Origin of the sequence: Aestuariivita sp., assembly GCF_021404545.1 — a bacterium.
Lineage (GTDB): Bacteria > Pseudomonadota > Alphaproteobacteria > Rhodobacterales > Rhodobacteraceae > Aestuariivita.
In genome coordinates this window covers 1-16,044 of record NZ_JAAWWD010000068.1, presented here as the reverse complement: position 1 = coordinate 16,044, position 16,044 = coordinate 1, and the positions used below count along the sequence as shown (strand labels likewise).

Annotated in this window: 17 protein-coding genes and 1 riboswitch; of the genes, 2 read left to right on the top strand and 15 right to left on the bottom strand. The window is 65.0% G+C overall.

Going from position 1 to position 16,044, the window contains the following annotated elements; genetic code table 11:
* Positions 1 to 12: 12 nt before the first annotated feature.
* Positions 13 to 510, top strand: coding sequence for a hypothetical protein (locus tag HEP69_RS21985; RefSeq protein WP_290560659.1), 498 nt, complete (start codon positions 13 to 15; stop codon positions 508 to 510).
* Here HEP69_RS21985 and HEP69_RS21980 read toward each other — a convergent pair.
* From HEP69_RS21980 to cbiE, 7 genes are read right to left on the bottom strand one after another with little or no spacing between them, the layout of a single operon-like run.
* Positions 494 to 841, bottom strand: a complete 348-nt coding sequence (locus HEP69_RS21980; RefSeq protein WP_290560658.1) for a DUF1636 family protein — start codon at positions 839 to 841, stop codon at positions 494 to 496. The two genes, HEP69_RS21985 and HEP69_RS21980, sit on opposite strands and share 17 nt — an antisense overlap.
* Complete coding sequence (gene cobF, locus HEP69_RS21975; protein WP_290560695.1) at positions 838 to 1,581, bottom strand: precorrin-6A synthase (deacetylating); 744 nt, start codon at positions 1,579 to 1,581, stop codon at positions 838 to 840. The genes HEP69_RS21980 and cobF overlap by 4 nt, the downstream gene beginning before the upstream one ends.
* On the bottom strand, positions 1,574 to 2,302 hold the full coding sequence (gene cobA / locus HEP69_RS21970) for a uroporphyrinogen-III C-methyltransferase (RefSeq protein ID WP_290560657.1): 729 nt from the start codon (positions 2,300 to 2,302) through the stop codon (positions 1,574 to 1,576). The genes cobF and cobA overlap by 8 nt, the downstream gene beginning before the upstream one ends.
* Entirely contained in the window at positions 2,299 to 3,618 is a 1,320-nt protein-coding gene (locus HEP69_RS21965) for a cobyrinate a,c-diamide synthase (protein ID WP_290560656.1), read from the bottom strand. The genes cobA and HEP69_RS21965 overlap by 4 nt, the downstream gene beginning before the upstream one ends.
* Positions 3,611 to 4,405: a precorrin-4 C(11)-methyltransferase gene (gene cobM, locus HEP69_RS21960; protein ID WP_290560655.1), complete on the bottom strand. Its 795-nt coding sequence runs from the start codon at positions 4,403 to 4,405 to the stop codon at positions 3,611 to 3,613. Before cobM ends, HEP69_RS21965 begins: the two co-directional genes overlap by 8 nt.
* Positions 4,402 to 4,764, bottom strand: a complete 363-nt coding sequence (locus tag HEP69_RS21955; protein ID WP_290560654.1) for a cobalamin biosynthesis protein — start codon at positions 4,762 to 4,764, stop codon at positions 4,402 to 4,404. The genes cobM and HEP69_RS21955 overlap by 4 nt, the downstream gene beginning before the upstream one ends.
* Positions 4,761 to 5,957, bottom strand: a complete 1,197-nt coding sequence (gene cbiE, locus HEP69_RS21950) for a precorrin-6y C5,15-methyltransferase (decarboxylating) subunit CbiE (RefSeq protein ID WP_290560653.1) — start codon at positions 5,955 to 5,957, stop codon at positions 4,761 to 4,763. Before cbiE ends, HEP69_RS21955 begins: the two co-directional genes overlap by 4 nt.
* Here cbiE and HEP69_RS21945 point away from each other — a divergent pair.
* Positions 5,956 to 6,711, top strand: coding sequence for a cobalt-precorrin-6A reductase (locus HEP69_RS21945; protein WP_290560694.1), 756 nt, complete (start codon positions 5,956 to 5,958; stop codon positions 6,709 to 6,711). The two genes, cbiE and HEP69_RS21945, sit on opposite strands and share 2 nt — an antisense overlap.
* On the opposite strand, the gene cobJ is transcribed toward HEP69_RS21945, so the two are convergent.
* The 8 genes from cobJ to HEP69_RS21905 are packed head-to-tail and all read right to left on the bottom strand — an operon-like array spanning position 6,684 to position 14,840.
* Positions 6,684 to 7,436 (bottom strand): precorrin-3B C(17)-methyltransferase, encoded by a 753-nt coding sequence (gene cobJ, locus HEP69_RS21940; protein WP_290560652.1) that lies wholly within the window; start codon positions 7,434 to 7,436, stop codon positions 6,684 to 6,686. The two genes, HEP69_RS21945 and cobJ, sit on opposite strands and share 28 nt — an antisense overlap.
* Positions 7,433 to 8,149 (bottom strand): precorrin-2 C(20)-methyltransferase, encoded by a 717-nt coding sequence (locus HEP69_RS21935; protein WP_290560651.1) that lies wholly within the window; start codon positions 8,147 to 8,149, stop codon positions 7,433 to 7,435. The genes cobJ and HEP69_RS21935 overlap by 4 nt, the downstream gene beginning before the upstream one ends.
* Before the next feature lie 8 nt (positions 8,150 to 8,157).
* Positions 8,158 to 8,787 (bottom strand): precorrin-8X methylmutase, encoded by a 630-nt coding sequence (locus HEP69_RS21930; RefSeq protein ID WP_290560650.1) that lies wholly within the window; start codon positions 8,785 to 8,787, stop codon positions 8,158 to 8,160.
* Entirely contained in the window at positions 8,784 to 9,917 is a 1,134-nt protein-coding gene (locus tag HEP69_RS21925; protein WP_290560649.1) for a cobalamin biosynthesis protein CobG, read from the bottom strand. The genes HEP69_RS21930 and HEP69_RS21925 overlap by 4 nt, the downstream gene beginning before the upstream one ends.
* Positions 9,914 to 13,189, bottom strand: a complete 3,276-nt coding sequence (cobN, locus tag HEP69_RS21920; RefSeq protein ID WP_290560648.1) for a cobaltochelatase subunit CobN — start codon at positions 13,187 to 13,189, stop codon at positions 9,914 to 9,916. Before cobN ends, HEP69_RS21925 begins: the two co-directional genes overlap by 4 nt.
* Positions 13,189 to 13,413, bottom strand: coding sequence for a hypothetical protein (locus HEP69_RS21915; protein ID WP_290560647.1), 225 nt, complete (start codon positions 13,411 to 13,413; stop codon positions 13,189 to 13,191). Before HEP69_RS21915 ends, cobN begins: the two co-directional genes overlap by 1 nt.
* A gap of 12 nt (positions 13,414 to 13,425) precedes the next feature.
* Complete coding sequence (cobW, locus tag HEP69_RS21910; protein WP_290560646.1) at positions 13,426 to 14,478, bottom strand: cobalamin biosynthesis protein CobW; 1,053 nt, start codon at positions 14,476 to 14,478, stop codon at positions 13,426 to 13,428.
* A complete protein-coding gene (locus tag HEP69_RS21905; RefSeq protein WP_290560645.1) occupies positions 14,475 to 14,840 on the bottom strand; it encodes a DUF1636 domain-containing protein in 366 nt (121 codons plus the stop codon). The genes cobW and HEP69_RS21905 overlap by 4 nt, the downstream gene beginning before the upstream one ends.
* Positions 14,841 to 14,935: 95 nt before the next feature.
* Positions 14,936 to 15,153, bottom strand: a riboswitch (cobalamin riboswitch).
* Positions 15,154 to 16,044: the final 891 nt, after the last annotated feature.

Genomic DNA, 16,044 nt, shown 5'->3' with positions numbered 1-16,044 from the left:
AGGTGCAAGACCATGAGAACCGGACTTCCCTTGCTGGCCATTGGTCTGATTTTTGGCACCGGCATCGGCTTTACCATCGCCGCCGCCAATGGCATCACGCTGGATGGCCACGACCATTCCGATCCGACCCATCATGGCGATCACGGCACGACGATGCCGGGCATGGCGGGCCACGACCATTCCACGCGGCTGGTGCTGGATAAGGCGGCCGACAATCCCACACTGGACGCGATGCTGCACGCCGATCCGGATGGCAGCTGGAACCTTCAGATTCGGACCGAGAACTTCACGTTTTCACCGCAGAATGTCAGCGGCGATCATGTGCCCGGCGAGGGCCATGTCCATGTCTATGTGAATGCCGAGAAGATTGGACGCTACTACGGGTCATGGGTCCATCTGGGCGCAGTGCAGGCCGGGGATGTGGTCAAGATCACGTTGAACGCAAACGATCACCGCCCGTTGGCCATAGCAGACGCACCGATCTCGGCCAGCGTCACGATCCCGGACTAAGTGCGGGCACGCGTCCGACAAGGCAATGGCGCAACCGGCCGCAGGGTCTGGCATCCTCGATCCAGCCCGCAGGGCTGTCGAGATAGGCGCGCACAGTGCCCACGATATCCGCGAGATCGTCTTGCGGATCGACGCCCGCAAAGAAGTAGGTTGCACGACCATCGGCCTGAAGCGAAAGGCTGACAGGGTTAGAACAGGCACTCATGCAGGCCTGGTCAACCACCGCCGCATCCAGACCCGCCACGACCAAGGCCTCTGTCAACGCCACGCGCGCCGCCTCCGCGCCCGCAGGCTCGCAGGTCGAACACAAGCGCACGATCGGCCGGCTCATGACACATCCTCCGGGCGCAGCAGATAGGTGTCCATGATCCAGCCATGGGCCTCCCGCGCCTTCGCGCGGGTATCGACGATCCGGGCCGCCACTTCGGACACAGGTCCATGATCGACGATCTGCTCCTGCATGCCCAGAAATGCACCCCACCAGATCAGCAAGTCCGCGCGGCTGAGCGTTTGGAAGCTGCATTCCCCGTCCAGCATCACGACAACGCTCTCTGCGCCCTCGGGCCAACCATGGTCCCGAAGCCGCCGCCCCGTCGTGACCGTTACGGTGCCGGCCAGCGCATTCAGCGGGATCGCGTGGGCCGCCGTCAAGGCCTGCAGCGCCGTGATGCCCGGAAACACCTTGAGGCGCGGGGCTGGGTCCAGCCGCCGCGCGATCCTGAGCGTGCTGTCGTAAAGCGACGGGTCCCCCCAAACCAGCAGCGCGACCGGGCCGTCCGCACCCGCCGCGTCAATGGCCGCCTGCCAGCGTGCCGCGATCTCGTCATGCCAGCGTTCAACCCGATCCAGATAGGGCAATGCCGGGTCGCGAACCGGGTAGTCGAATGCCACCAGGCGCGCCTTCGATCCGGCCTCGGCAATGATCCGGTGCCGGATCTCGACCAGATCGTCTTTGCCGACACCCTTGCGTGGAACAAGGATCAGCGCCGCATCCCGCAGCGCGACCTGCGCTTCAAGCGTCACATGGCCCGGGCTGCCGGTGCCAATCCCTATGAGCCACAGCTCAATCATCGCGCCCGTCGGCGAGGGGGCCATAGAGGATCAGCGCAGGTGCCGCACCGATGCCTCCGCCCAACCGCTCGGCCAATGCGGTGATCGTGCTGCGCTGGATCGCCTGATCCGGCGTGCTGACGGCTTCCGCGAGGACCGCGGGCGTGTCGGCCGGCAGGCCTTTCTCGACCAACGCCGCCGCCAGCTTTGGGAAGGTGCGCTTGCCCATGAAGACCACCGTGCTGGCTGTCGGATCGGCAAGTGCGGTCAGGTCGATATCCTCGGGCAATTCGCCGGACACATCGTGGCCGGTCACGAACTGAATGCGCCGCGCGGTCAGCCGCCGGGTCAGCGGAATGCCCGCCGCCGCCGCCGCCGCGCAAGCCGAGGGAACACCGGGGATGATCTCATACCCGATCCCGGCGGCCCGCAGCGCCGTGATTTCTTCCTCCAGCCGTCCGAAAATGCCGCTATCGCCGGATTTCAGGCGCACGACACGCTGGCCGGTCTCGGCGTAATCGACCAAAAGTCGGCTCACGTGATGCTGTCGGGGCGACGGGCGGCCCGCGCGTTTGCCCACGCCCACCAGGTCGGCCCCGGACCGCGCATGGGACAGGATCGGACCCGATGACAGATCATCGAACAGCACCGCATCGGCGCGCTTCAGCCGGTCCACCGCCTTGAGCGTCAGAAGCTCCGGGTCACCGGGGCCGGAGCCCACAAAGCTGACAAACCCGCTCATGCGGCCGCATCCTCTGCCGTGATCAGGTGGAAGAACGTGCCGGTGACGTGGCCGTTGCGGGACCCGGTTTCCGGCACGGGATTGCCATCGGCATCGAAGACCTGCGCGAGAGGGGCGTCCGGTTGGTCCAGAATGGTCGAGTAGTGGAATTCATGCCCGCGCAGCGCAGCGCCGACGCGGTGCCCCGGCATCGCATCTTCCAGCACCGCACGCCGATAGCCGAGGTGGAATTTCCGCGTCTCGTAACTGGTCACAAGGCCAAGCAGCCCGGCCATCCGATGCCGCACGCCGTCCTTGTCGATCAGCGCCGCCCCCAGTGCCATATAGCCCCCGCATTCACCATGAACCGGCCTGGTCTCCGCATGTTTGCGCAGGCCCGCGCGAAACGTCTCGGCCGCCGCAATCCGTCCGGCATGCAATTCCGGGTAGCCGCCAGGCAACCAGACCAGATCGGCGTCCTTGTCGGGTGCTTCATCGGCCAAGGGGGAAAACGGCAGGATCTCGGCCCCGGCCGCGCGCCATCCCTCAATCAAATGTGGATAGGTGAAGGAAAACGCCGCATCCCGGGCCAACGCAATACGCTGGGCGGGTGGTCTTGGCAGGCCTGTCGGTCCTTCCAGAACCGCACCCGTCGCCGCCTCCCTCAGTATGGCCAGATCCACATGCTCGCGCAGGAATGCCGCATACCCCGAGACGGCGGCCTCCAGATCAGGATGTTCCACCGCCTGAATCAGGCCCAGATGCCGCTCAGGCAGGGTCAGGTCACCGCGCCGGGGCAAGGCCCCCAGCACCCGGATGCCCGCCCGATCCATACCGAGGCGCGCCAATCGGTCGTGCCGCGGACTGGCGACACGATTCAGAATGACCCCCGCGAATGGTAGATCCGGATCATAGTCGCGGAACCCCATCGCGGTGGCCGCTGCCGATTGCGCCTGCCCGCTTACATCGATGACAAGAACCACAGGCCAGCCCATGTGCTTTGCGGTCTCGGCGGAACTGCCGAACCCCACCTGCCCGCGCGTTGCCACACCATCGAACAACCCCATTGACCCTTCGGCGACGCAGATATCCGCGCCTTCAGCCCTATGCGCGATGCCCGAAAGCAAAGCCGGGCCCATCGCCCAAGTATCGAAATTGTACGAGGCACGCCGTGCGGCTGCGAAGTGAAAGGCGGGATCGATGTAATCCGGTCCCGATTTGAAGGGCTGGACCTCTAGCCCATCATCGGCCAAAGCCCGCAAAAGCCCCAGCATTACCGTGGTCTTGCCGGTTCCGGATGCGGGGGCTGAGATCATCAGACCGCGCGGCTCAATCATCACCATGCCTCCATTCCGACCACGGGCTATCCGCCGTCTGCGGTCGATAGCGCCGATCATAATCCGTTGAATACAGGCAGCTTTCCACGAAACCTTCCGCCGCCAGGGCCGGGCCGACCAGGATCAGCGCGGTCCGCGCAATCTCGGGCGGCAGATGATCGGCCAGGCTGTCCAGCGTCGCGCGGATGATCCGCTCGTCCGGCCACGAGGCGCGGTACACTACGCAGACCGGGCAATCGCCACCATAGCAGGGGCGCAGATCATCCACCACCGCCGTCACGTTCTGGATTGAAAGATGGATTGCCAGCGTGGCACCGGTGGCGGCGAAATTGGCCAGTGTTTCGCGTTCCGGCATCGAGGACGCGCGTCCCGGGGTCCGGGTCAACACCACCGATTGCGCAACACCCGGAAGGGTCAACTCCGCGCCCAACGTCGCCGCGGCGGCGGCAAATGACGGCACTCCGGGTGTGACGGTGTAGGGGATCTTGAGCGCGCGCAGGCGGCGGATCTGTTCCCCCATGGCAGACCAGACCGACAGATCGCCCGAATGAAGGCGCGCCACGTCTTGGCCTGCCGCATGGGCGGCCGCCATTCTTGCAACGATGGCATCCAGGTCGAGCGGGGCGGTATTCACGATCTCCGCGTCGTCGGGGCAATGGTCAAGCACTGCCTCGGGTACCAGCGATCCGGCATAAAGGCAGACCGGGCAGGCCGCGATCAGATCGCGGCCCCGCAGGGTCAGCAGGTCGGGCGCGCCTGGACCTGCACCGATGAAATGCACGCTCATCGTTCGGACCTTTCCGCCAGGGCGCAGGTCGCTGTCCGGTCGGCGGAGATCACGCGCGGCCCCAGCAGCTTTGCCCCCGGCCCCGCCGCCGCCAAAGCGCAGGCCTCAGCCACCGATCCGACACCATGGGCCGCGATGGACCGGTCCGACTTTGTCAGCGTCGATTGCGCTTGTGCATCCACCGCCGCGACAAATATCGCGCGGCGGCCCAGCAGGTCCGCAAACCGCGCGAATATCTCGCCATCCGCCTTGCCGACCAAGGTCGCCACACCGTCGGGCGTCGGACCGGCCAGAGCCATTGCCTCCAACAGGCTGTCCACCCGCGCCTGCGCGTTGAACCCAAACCCCGCGACAATCATAGGACCACGCTCCACTGCACCACGGGATAGGCCGCTTTCCAACCGCGCTTCAATCCCATCGCGGTTATGTTGGAAACCTCGATCCGCATCAGATCCCCGCCCAGATCCGCCTGCGCCTCGGCCAGCAATGCCTCGGTTTCCAGCGTTACGGCATTGGCGACAAGCCTTACGCCCGGGGCCAAACGCGCGCGTAAATCATCCAAAAGCGCGCGATCAAGCCCCCCACCCACAAACACCACATCCGGCGCATCTAACCTGTCGAGCACCTCAGGTGCGCCGCCCGTCACAACGTCCACGGCCACCCCGAACGCCGCCGCGTTCATCTCGATCAACGCCGCGCGATCCGAGCGCAGTTCGATAGAGCTGACACGACAACTCGGATGCGCCAGGGCCCATTCCACGGCGATGCTGCCGGACCCGCCCCCGATATCCCAAAGATATTCTCCGGGTTTCGGGGCCAGCGCTGACAGCGTCAAAGCCCGCACCGCGCGCTTTGTCATTACGCCGTCGGTCTTGAACAGATTGTCCGGTAAGCCCGAGGTCTTGGGCAGGGCCGGGCCGCCTCCTGCCACCTCGACCGCCACACAGACGGGGTGACGGAAATCGCCCGAGCGCGCGTCGGCGACCGAGATGTGGCGGATCCTCTCACGCGGGCCGCCCATTGCTTCGCAGACATGCAGGAAACTGGCATCAAAGCCGGTCGTCTCCAGGCAAGCCGCCAGATCCGATACGGCGGCGCCATCACGCAACAGCACGATCAGCCTTGCCCCCTTCGCCAGATGCCGCCGTATGCGTTGAATGGGGGCGGCGTGCAGGCCAAGGCAACATGTCTGGTCCAACGGCCAGCCCAACCGGGCCGCCACAAGCGAAAAGGTCGATATTCCGGGAAAGGCCCGCCACTCTCCCGGTGTCAGCGACCGCGCGATCGCGCGGCCCGCTCCGAACCAGAACGGATCGCCTGAGGCCAGGACGACCACGCGCCGTCCCCGCCTCCCAAGGAGCTTCGGCAAACCGTCGGCAAACGGCACGGGCCATTCCACGACCTCCGCCGCGATGTCACCCAACAGCGCCAAATGACGTGTCGGCCCCATAACGATTTCCGCCGCCGCCAATGCGTCCCGGCTTGCGGGCGACAGGCCATCCAGTCCATCTTCGCCCAACCCGATAATCGTCACCCACGGAGCCTCAGCCATCACACCGAACCTCCTGATCCTGGGCGGCACAACCGAAGCGACGGCACTTTGCCGGGCCTTGGCCGAGCGGGGTCTGACAGGCACAGTGTCCTTCGCGGGTCGCGTGGATCGCCCCGTGCGCCAGCCCTTGCCGCAGCGTGTGGGCGGGTTCGGTGGGGCAAAGGGTCTGGCGCGCTATTTGAAGACCGAGCGGATCACCCATCTGATCGACGCAACCCATCCTTTCGCCACGCAGATGAGCCGGAATGCGGTGGAAGCGGCGAACCTGGCCTCCGTCCCGCTGATCGCTCTGACCCGTGCGCCCTGGACCGCGCAGGATGGGGATGACTGGCGGCATGTTGCGGATATCGCCACTGCGGTGACCGCGCTCGACCGCCCGGCCTGCAACGTGATGCTGGCGGTCGGCCGCATGCACCTGACCGACTTCGCGCCCAACCCGCAGCACCGCTATCTGTTGCGCCTGGTCGATCCGCCCAAGACCCCACCGCCCTTTCCGCGTCACGAGGTGATCGTGGATCGCGGCCCGTTTTCCGAAGACGGAGACCGCAGGCTGATGGAAACGCACGGGATCGATCTGATCGTATCCAAAAACTCCGGAGGCGCCGGAGCCTATGCCAAGATCGCCGCTGCCCGCGCCCTTGGCCTTCCGGTGGTGATGATCGATCGCCCCGCGACACCGGTTCGGCACGAGGCGGCTTCGGTGCCCGACGTTCTGGAATGGATCGCTCATACCCGCACCGATCTGGGCGTATAGACAAACGGCGCGCCATCCCGCTCGATCAGGCGTGTGCGCGATGACCCGATCAGGACCATGGTGCGCATATCCGCCATCTCTGGCTTGGCCTGGGTCAGCGGAACCACGCGGATCGCCTCAACGTCGGTGGAGACCCCCCGCGCAAAAATTATCGGCCGGTCGTCGCCACACGCGTCCTGCAGCACCTCCAACACTCTGGCAAACCCCTCGGGCCGGGCCTTGGACCGGGGATTGTAGAACCCCATCGCGAAATCGGCCTCAACCGCCAGTCGCAGACGTTTTTCTATTAGAGCCCAAGGCTTCAGATTGTCGCTGAGGTTGATGGCACAGAAATCGTGCCCCAAGGGCGCGCCAACCCGCGCAGAGGCCGCCAGCATCGCGGTGATGCCCGGCAGAACCTCGATCTGCAAATCCCGCCACCCATCCGGGCCGCTTTCCACCGCTTCAAACACCGCCGACGCCATCGCGAAGACACCCGGATCACCCGAGGATACCACCACAACGTGCCGCCCGTCGGCAGCCATCCGCAAGGCATCCTGCGCCCGGCCGAGCTCTACCCTGTTGTCCGAGGCATGTTTGATCAGCCCCTCGCGATCGGGCACCCGCGCGACATAGGGAATGTAGCCCACGATATCCGTAGCCTCCATCAGGGCCGCCGTCACCTCAGGCGTCACCAGGGCCTCGGCGCCGGGGCCCAACCCGGCTATGACGAGCCGCCCGTTCATGGCCTGCGCCCCTGCCCATGCACCACGACGATTGAAAAGTAAGGCGCAACCCGGCCCTCCGTCTCAGACAAGCGCATCACCGATTGTTCCGGCATGGCGGCGTTTTCGATCAGCCACGCATCGTCATACCTGCCCGCCACCCTCAGCGCCCGTCGCACCTTGTCGAGCGTTCGGCCCAGCTTCATCACAACCAGCGCGTCGGCGCAGCCCATCTGCCGAGCCAGTTCATCCTCGGTATGTGTGCCCATCAGCACGCTCAGCACGTCATCGCCCCAGGTGATCGGCGCACCTGTCGCGGTCCAGGCCGCCGACATGCCGGTGATCCCCGGCACAACCTCCACCGGCACCGTTTCCTTCAACCGCGTATAGAGATGCATGAAAGAGCCGTAGAAGAACGGATCCCCTTCACACAGAACGATCACGTCTTCCCCCGCCCGCACCAGCTCCAGAACCCGCGCCGTGCTCTCGGTATAGAAATCCGACAGGATCTGGTTGTACCGCGGATCGCTGAGCGGGATCTCGGTGGTGACGGGATATTCCATCGCGACTTCCGCCGCGTCGTTGCGCAGCATTCCGTCCACCAAACGCCTCGCCTGGCCATACCGGCCCGACTTGCGAAAGAATGCGACATGTTTCGCGCCGCGTACCAGCCGGTCGGCCTTCACGCTCATAAGCTCTGGGTCACCGGGTCCCAGGCCCACGCCATATACCATGCCCGCGCTCATTCCGCCCGGCTCGCGATGGCATTGATGGCGGCCACGGTGATCGCGCTGCCGCCCAGGCGGCCCTGAACGATGACGCTCGGCACCGGCTGATCTGCCCAAAGCGCATCCTTCGATTCCACCGCGCCGACAAACCCCACCGGACAGCCGATGATCGCGGCCGGGCGGGGACAATTCGGGTCGCCCAGCATGTTGAGCAGGTGGAACAGAGCGGTGGGCGCATTGCCGATGGCCACCAGGGCACCGCCCAGATGCGGGCGCCACAGCTCCAACGCCGCCGCCGACCGCGTCGTCCCCATCGTCATCGCCATCTCCGCAACGCCCTCGGCGCGGAGCGTGCAGATCACCTCATTCTGCGCCGGAAGCCGGACGCGCGTCACGCCTTCGCTCACCATATGCGCATCACACAGGATCGGCGCCCCCGCCTCCAGCGCGCGCCGGGCAGCCGGTACGAAACCGGGGGAGAAATGGACATGCTTTTCCAAACCAACCATCCCGGCCGCATGGATCATGCGCACCGCGACCTGTTCCTCATCCGCATCGAAGCGGGCCAGATCGGCCTCAGCGCGGATTGTCGCGAAGCTCTGCTTGTAGATGGCCGCGCCATCAGTCTCGTAGGTGTAGGTCATGATGTGTGGAACTGCGCAAGAAGGTCGTCTGGGACAAGCCCGCAAGTTTGCGGGTCATCCCATGCATGTCCGTTGCGGACAAGGTCGAACGCGCCGTTTCGGCCAACAAGCGTGACATCGGCGGGTGCGGACCGCGCGCACCCCTTGGCGCAGCCCGAGATATGGAGCGCGCCACCCGTCTTGCCCGCCAATCGGCGGGCGAGGGCCCGCGTTTCCACCGTCGCGACAGAGCAATACGGCGCGCCGGGGCAGGCATCGATTGCCAGGATCGGATCGTCTGCGCTTTCGATGAAGGCGGGGTGATCGGGAAGCGTCTGTGTTTCAAGCAACACCATCCGCCACGGCGTCATGCGGAGATGGACCGCGCCGCCTTGCCTTACGAGATCCCGCAGATCACCGCCCTGCGTCCGGCCAAGGGGCACGCCAAGCAGGACGCCCTGATCGACGCGGCCCGGCTCCGGGCGCGGCCCAGGTGGAACTGGCGCGATCTGAACCCAGCTTTCGGGTGGCCGCACTTTGGTCACGACCTTTGCCATCCGGCGCGCATCGGGCCCGATCCCCCGCGCCAACCACTCCGCCGCCTCGACCAACGCGTCCATTGCGCCTGCTTCCGTGACAGCACGACCGGCATCGGTCCCGTCCAACCGGATGATCAGGCTACCGTCACCGGCCCTCTCAAACCGGATATCTGCGGGCTCCTCTCTGAGGATGGGGAATGGACCCGTATCCACCGCGTACCCGATCTTGGCGGGCAAGTCGGGCAGACGTGGGAGGGTCCTGACCACGGCCCGGGCAAGGCGATGGGTCAGGTCACCTTCCTGGTGAAACGGCGTGACCAGCACATTCCGGCGCGCCTCCAGATCGGCATCGGCATCCAGCAGGCCAAGCTCATCCAACCCCTCCAGAAGCGCCGGAAAACCCTCTGGTGAAACGCCTCGGATCTGAACATTCGCGCGACGGGTCACGTCGATGATGCCAGAGCCAAACCGATCCGCCAGATCGCAGATTCCGAACACGTGCTCCGGGCTCAATCGGCCATGCCAGGGGCGCACACGCACCACCAACCCGTCGCCCGACACCATTGGACGATGTGCACCGGGGCACCAGCCTTTGACGCCCGGTACGCTCATTCCGCCACCTGCATATTCGCAAGCACAGAGTTTCGCCGGGTCTGCCAAAGGCCTGCCTCGTAAAGGGCCGCGAACCGGGCCTGCATCGCCTCCAGCGCCTGCGGGTTTTCCTTCCTGAGGAAGGCCGTGACATCCTCATCGCCAAGCGTCGCCGCATGATACGCGTCAAACAGATGTGGTCCGACCACGCCTGCCAGATGGGCAAAGGCCGCCATATGTTCGAGGGTTGCGGCAATTTCCGCCGCGCCGCGAAATCCGTGGCGCCGCATTCCGGCAATCCAGTCCGGGTTCGCCGCGCGGGCCTGCACGACGCGGGCAATCTCTTCCTGCAACCCGCGCGCCTTTGGGGTTGAGGGATCGGTGTTGTCGAGGTGATAGAGCGTCGCATTGCCCCCCGCGACGCCCTGCGCGGCAGCGAACCCGGCTTCATGGGTCGCATAATCCGACGCCAGCAGCACATCGGTCTCGGGCAGGTCCTGGAGGTGTACGAAACTGTCCGCCCGGGCGACGCGGGCCCGGATACCTTCGGGGTCTTTGGTGATCGTCTCTCCGTCGATCGACCAGGCGCTGGCGCTCAACCAGGCCTCGCCCGCCGCCTGCCGCGCATCGTCGGAATAGTCACCCAGCATCGCCCCCATGCCAAGACCGAAGCTGCCCGGCGCGGGGCCATAAACGCGCGCCAGGACGGACTGCCCGGCATATGGATTCCAATCCCGCGCCTCATCGCGGGCCGCCAACGCGCGGATCGCCTGCGAGAACAATGCCGACAGCGTCGGGAACACGTCCCGGAACAGGCCCGAGACCCGAAGCGTCACATCGATGCGGGGGCGATTGAGCTCTGCAATGGGCAAAACTTCGATCCCCGACACCCGTTCCGACCCTTCATCCCAGATCGGACGCACCCCCAGAAGCGCCAGGGCCATTGCGAAGTCCTCTCCCGCCGTGCGCATCGTGGCCGATCCCCAAAGGTCCACGATCAGGCCCCTGGGGTAATCACCTTCGTTCTGTAGGTGACGCCGCACCAATTCGGCCGCAAGCACCTCGCCTTGCCCATAGGCCGTCCGTGACGGCACGCTGCGCGGGTCGGTTGTGAAAAGGTTCCGGCCCGTCGGCAAGACATCAAGCCGCCCCCGATAAGGCGACCCGGACGGCCCGGCCTCGATGCGTCTGCCGTCCAACGCATTGAGCAGCGCCTGCCGCTCGGATGCGGCAGACGGGGCGCTGTCAAACGCGCTTTGCCCAGGTTCGGGTCGGCCCCAGACATGCAGCCCGTCACCGAACTGGCTGTCCTTCACGTCGCAGACAAACCGGTCGATCCGGGTGATCGCCTCGGCCGGGCAGCGCGCCCTCTCAAGCCCCAGATCCCGTTCGACGCCAAGCGCCCGGGCCTCGGCCCTGATATCCTCCTGCAACCGGTCGCGGCGTTTCGGGTCCAGACCGTCAGCATTTGAAAACTCGTCCAGCAGGGCCTCCAACCGTGCCAGTCGCAACGGCGTGTGCGACGCCTTCATCGGCGGCGGGACATGGCCGAGCGTCACTGCCCCGATGCGCCTCTTGGCCTGGGCGGCCTCCCCGGGATCGTTGACGATGAACGGATAGATGACCGGCAGATCGCCGGTCAGGGCATCCGGCCAGCATGTGTCCGATAGGGCAACGGCTTTGCCAGGCAGCCATTCCAGCGTGCCATGGGCCCCAATATGGATCAGCGCATCGGCGTGACGCTGCATCCACAGGTAGAAGGCGACATAGCCATGGCGCGGCACGCGGGCGAGATCGTGATATTCCGCATCGCGAAGCTGCGGATTGCCGCGTTCGGGTTGCAGCGCAACCCATATCGAGCCGCGCTTCAGGATCCGTAGGGCAATCCCTTCCTCCGACGCATCCGCGTCGTCCTCGGCATTGCCCCACGCGGCGTGGAGCGCATCTTGCAGCTCTTGCGGCAGCCGCCCGAGCGCGGCCTTGTACTCCATCATCGGCCAGATCAGGCGCGCCTCTTTCAATGCGTCGCCCTTCACCGTCCCGGTCGCGCCATACCCGACCCCTGCCAGATCCCCCAGGATCGCTTCAGCCGACGCAATCGCGTCCAGGCCGACGGCATGGGCCGAATTCCACTCCTGCCCCGGATAGGTCGACAGGACCAAGACCAAGCGCCGATCCTTCGGGTGCGACACCGCCAGCCTGTGCCAGGCCCCCACCCGGCGCGCGATGGCGCCCACCCGCTCAACCTCGGTCCGATGCACGAAGCGTGCGAATTGCAGGGCGCCATCCCGGACCTGCGGCTCCTTGAACGAGGCGACACCCGCAAAGAGGCGGCCATCGACCTCGGGCAAAACCACATGCATGGCCAGATCGGCGGGCGACAATCCCCGCTCTGCGTCTGCCCAGGCCTCTTGGGTGGATGTTGCGAGCGCCACCTGGAACACCGGCACATCGCTCGCATCCAGCGGTGAGGCACCCGCACCCCTTCTGCCGGAAAACGAGGTCGCATTGACGATCGCCGCAGGCGCTAGATGAGCGACCATACGTGTCATCCATTCCGCCGCGCCGGGTGCCTTTAGCGACGGCACAAAGAGCCCCATCACCTCGAACCCCTGTTCCCTCAGTGCGGTGAACAAGGCGGCGATCGGGGCCAGATCGGCCGCTGCAAGAAACGACCGGTAGAAGGTCACCAATACCAATGGCCTATTGCCACCACCGGCCAGAACCGGGCAGCAAACGGCATCCTCAGGTGTCCAGCCACCGACCTGCGGCAACCCCTTCACACCGACCACGGGACCGGCATAAAGGCCCGAGGCCAGGGCCATCTGCTGCAGCGCCGCTTGCGCTGCGACCTCTCCGCCCGCATCACACAGATGCTGCAACCGGCGCAGGGTGCTGACCGGCAAAGTGGAAATCTCATCAAGCCTCTGATCGACCCGCCCATCAGCGGGAAGGACCGCCAGCGCGATCCCTTTGTTGCGCGCCAGAGTTTCGATCTGTTGCAAGCCATAGGGCCAATAGGGCACACCCCCGATCAGACGGATCAGGATGCCCTTCGCACCTTCCAGCGTCTGCTCCAAATAGGTATCGACCGACAACGGATGTTTCAGCCCGATGATGTTGGCGAGCCGCAGGGGCGGCAGCGCCCCCTTCGCGCGGTGCCAGCCCGCCGCAAAGGCCCCAAGGTCGGAATCCGATAGCGACAGCACCACAAGATCGGCGGGCGTCTGCGCCAGATCCTGCGGGGTCTCGGTATCGTCCAGCCCGTGGCTTTCGCGAAAGACGACATGCATCAGCCATCTCCCCCGGCGAAGGAAATCCGTGTGCCGTTCAAAGGAAGAAGCGCCTCTCTCCCGGTCGCGGTTGGAGGGCCGCCGGGCAGCTGCGCCAGATCACCGGTCCGCACCGTTCCATCGATCTCCGCTAAGATCGCCACAGCCCCGCTGCCGGTCAGTTGGACGACATCGCGCAAGACGCCGCTTGCGCCGCCCTGCCCCTCCGTCTGTTTCAGCCCCAACACCATCTCCCGCTACTCAGCCGCGGCCGGTACCGGCGCGAGGATCGCGCGGATCGCCGCCGCGTCCATGTCGTCATGTTCGGCAATCACCACCAGACGACCCTGTCGGGGGCGATCTGCCCAGGGCTGGTCGTATTGATGCCTCACCCGCGCGCCCACTGCCTGCACCAGAAGACGCATCGGCTTGCCAGCGACGGAAGCATAGCCCTTCACCCGCAGGATGTTGCGCTCATTGGCCAGACGCTCGATCCGGGCCACCAGATCGGTGGGGTCGGTCAGTTCGGGGATGTTCACGACGATGCTTTCGAAATCGTCATGCTCGTGATCGTCATGGCCATCGTGGTGCGACGGGCGCGCCTCCATGTCATCCTCCGCCGCCGCTTCCAGCCCCAGGATCACGCGGACATCGACCGCACCTTCGGTCACTTCGACCACGGGCAGCGGGCGTGGAGCCTCTGCCGCGATGAATTCTTTCGCCTTCGCCACACCGACAGCGCCCGCCAGATCGGGTTTCGTTAGAAGGATAATGTCGGCGCAGCTGATCTGATCGTCGAATACCTCGCTCAGCGGCGTTTCGTGGTCGATGCTCTCATCGGCCTTCCGTTGCGCATCGACGCGGGCCACGTCCGGCGCGAACCGGCCCGCTGCCACGGCCTCCGCATCGGCCAGTGCGATCACGCCATCCACGGTGATCTTGGAGCGGATATCGGGCCAGTCGAAGGCTTTCAGAAGCGGTTTCGGAAGCGCAAGGCCCGACGTTTCGATCAGGATATGATCCGGGCGCGGATCCAGCGCCATCAACGCCTCGATCGTCGGGATGAAATCATCGGCCACGGTGCAACAGATGCACCCATTGGCAAGCTCCATGATATTCTCTGCCGGGCAATCGGGGATGGCGCAACCTTTCAGGATCTCCCCGTCGACACCGACATCGCCGAACTCATTGACCACCACCGCGAGCCTTTTGCCGCCGGGGTTCTGCATCAGATGGCTGATCAGCGTCGTCTTGCCGGAACCAAGGAACCCGGTGATCACGGTCACGGGCAGCTTTTCGAGATTGGTCATTCTGGGATCTCCATTGGCGGAATGCGGGCCATGCAGTTTTTTCGGAAATGTTCAGGACGCTCGCGCCACGTCACCAGGCCATCGGTCGTGGCGGCGTATTTCTGTGCGCCCTCTCGGATGATGTCGGGGTGATCGCCTTCGTGAAGGTTGCCATAGACATAGGTCCACCGCCCCTCCCCGCGCAGGACAATTGAGCAACTGCGCGTGCAATTGGACAGGCAATCGATGGGCGTGACTTTCACGCCCTCCGGCGGTTCGGCTGCCAGCTCTTCATAAAGCTGCGTGCCATGGCTAAGCGCCACGTCTCCCAGGGCATCGGCCCGGTTGCACTTGGTGCAGACCAGCAATTCGACAGGTTTCAACGCAGCATCCACGCGGCACGTCCAGTTCCTTTTCGGCAGGGGTAAAATGGCGGGGCAAGCTCGCTTGGGTCCCGTCACCGGAACACCCCGTCCGGTTTCATTCACGTCACGCGGGCAGGTCTCCCGGCTTGCGGATGTGTGGGGCTTGGCGCTCCACCCGGTCCCCCGGCCTTCCCAGCGCGATGGCCAGTGGCGATTGAGGGACCTCTCCGGTCACGGTCGCGGGGGCGGCTGCATTTGGCCGAGCTTGCCTCGGTTGATGCATTCCCTTTTCACCTGCAACAGAGCAGGCACCAGCGTCTGGATGACTGTGCCGAGAGTCCGGTTGATGTCAAGCGACAATGACCCTGGCGTGCGGCGGCCAATGGCCCGTCAGTATTCAGATGCGCCTCCGGATCGGCGGTCCAGCCCTGCGCCCGCAGATGGGCCAGATCGCCCGCAACAAGCACCAATACCGCGAGAGCGGTTTCGTCCTTGTCCCACCACTTTACCAGCCCGTGCACAGTGCAGCGAACGGCACTCCTTCCCAGAACAGCCGTTTGTAGATCATGCGGCGAAGGTGTCAGGAGAAGCCAATCTGACGGATGTTGCAGATTGCATGAGAGCCGGCTCCATTGGGTCGCCCAATTTGAGGCTAGGCGTGATCTCGGCTAGGCCCGAAGTACAAAAATTCATCTGAGCGCATGGCACCGCCATGGAGGGCAGTGGGTCGTCAGAGCCAACTTACAAACCCGGTCCAGTTCAGACCCTGATCACAATGAAAGCGCTCATCAGAATGATGGAGCAACCGATTGTCCCTTATCATTTAAATGTAAGAACGCGATTGTTTTGCGGAATTTTGGCACTTTGGGCTGAGCATCTTTGCGCCCTGATTTGAGAAGAGCTGCATTTGTTGAGGTGGTACCCACTCGCATGCGGGAGAGGCCGGATGCTCGGTTGCCATGACAAACCGGGTTTTGTTTTCTCCTGACATGTGACGCTGCGGCATCTTCATCGTTGCGGGTCCGGCGCGGTCGACGATTGCAACCCCAGCGAGGAGCGCGGGACGGATGTTGAGCGGCGGGATCGGGGGGTTTGGTGGGACGGGGAACGAGGGCCGGGTAGGGGGAATGGGGTCGGGAGCGGGGAGGGACCGCCCGGGGAGGGGGGAGGGCCAAGGAACGTCCCACAGGGGGGGGGGGAACGCGCAGGCGCGAGACAGGAG